Raw genomic sequence first — 1,171 nt, 5'->3', positions numbered from 1 at the left:
CTAGTGGTTTGAGTTAGAAATTCTCTGGCAGAAGCGTCCGACGCTGGCGAGGATGTCGTCGGCGGACTTGGTCCAGACGAAGGGCTTCGGCTCGGCGTTGGTCTGGTCGATGTAGCCCTGGATGGCGGTCTTGAGGGCGTCGGTGCTGGCGAAGGCGCCTCGTTGGAGGCAGCGTCGGGTCAGCAGCGAGAACCAGCCCTCGACGAGGTTGAGCCACGACGCCGAGGTGGGCGTGAAATGCAGGTGCCAGCGCGGCCGCTTGAGCAGCCAGTCGTGGATGAGCTTCGTCTTGTGGGTGGCCGCGTTGTCGAGCACGAGGTGGACGTCGAGGTCGGCGGGCACGGCCGCCTCGACCTGATCCAGGAAGGCCCGGAACTCGGTGGCGCGGTGACGGCCCTTGCAGGTGCCGATCACCGTGCCTGCCTTGACGTCGAGGGCGGCGAACAGGTCGGTGGTGCCGTGCCGGACGTAGTCGTGGCTGTGACGCTCGACCTGGCCGGGCCGCATCGGCAGGACGGGCGCCGTGCCCTCATTGGCCTGGATCTGCGGCTTCTCATCGACGCAGAGCACCAGCGCGCGGTCGGGCGGGTTGAGGTAGAGCCCGACGACGTCGCGCACCTTGTCCACAAAGGCCGGATCGCGCGACAGCTTGAAGGTCTCGGACCGGTGCGGCTGCAGGCCGAAGGCGCGCCAGATGCGCGAGACCATGGTCTGGCTCATGCCGACCTGCCGGGCCATGGCGCGCGTCGACCAGTGCGTCGCCCCCTCGGGCTGGCTCTCGAGCGTCCGCGTAATCATCGCCTCGACCGCCTCGTCACCCACCCGCCGCGGCGCCCCGCTACGCGGTGCGTCCACCAGCCCCTCCAGGCGGTGCGCCAGGAAGCGGCCACGCCAGGTGATCACGCTCTGGCGGCTCACGCCAAGGCGGACCGCGATCGCGCCGTTGGGCAGCCCCGGCTCGGCATCCGCCGCCAGCACGATGCGCGCCCGCATCACCGCCGCCTGACCCGCGCCACGTCGCCGGACCAGGCGCTGCAACGTCTCGCGCTCCTCCTCCGTCAGCACTACCGCTGCCGCTTTCGGGCCACATGACATGGGCGCCTCCCATCAGAGACGCCCGACCTTACACCCCGCCCAGCATGTCAGAACACTTCTAACTCAAACCACTAGG

1 protein-coding gene is annotated in these 1,171 nt (G+C 69.1%); it reads right to left on the bottom strand.

The window, feature by feature from the left end; genetic code table 11:
- Positions 1-1,095: an IS630 family transposase gene (locus GSE44_RS25050; protein WP_159351537.1), complete on the bottom strand. Its 1,095-nt coding sequence runs from the start codon at positions 1,093-1,095 to the stop codon at positions 1-3.
- Positions 1,096-1,171: the final 76 nt, after the last annotated feature.

The organism is Muricoccus harenae (assembly GCF_009848505.1).
In the GTDB taxonomy this organism is placed as follows: Bacteria; Pseudomonadota; Alphaproteobacteria; order Acetobacterales; family Acetobacteraceae; genus Roseomonas; species Roseomonas harenae.
This window is presented reverse-complemented; position numbering and strand designations above follow the sequence as displayed.

Bases quoted from the DNA above. Each gene is read 5' to 3' on its own strand.
- GSE44_RS25050 (WP_159351537.1), bottom strand. From the start codon at position 1,095: ATGTCATGTGGCCCGAAAGCGGCAGCGGTAGTGCTGACGGAGGAGGAG.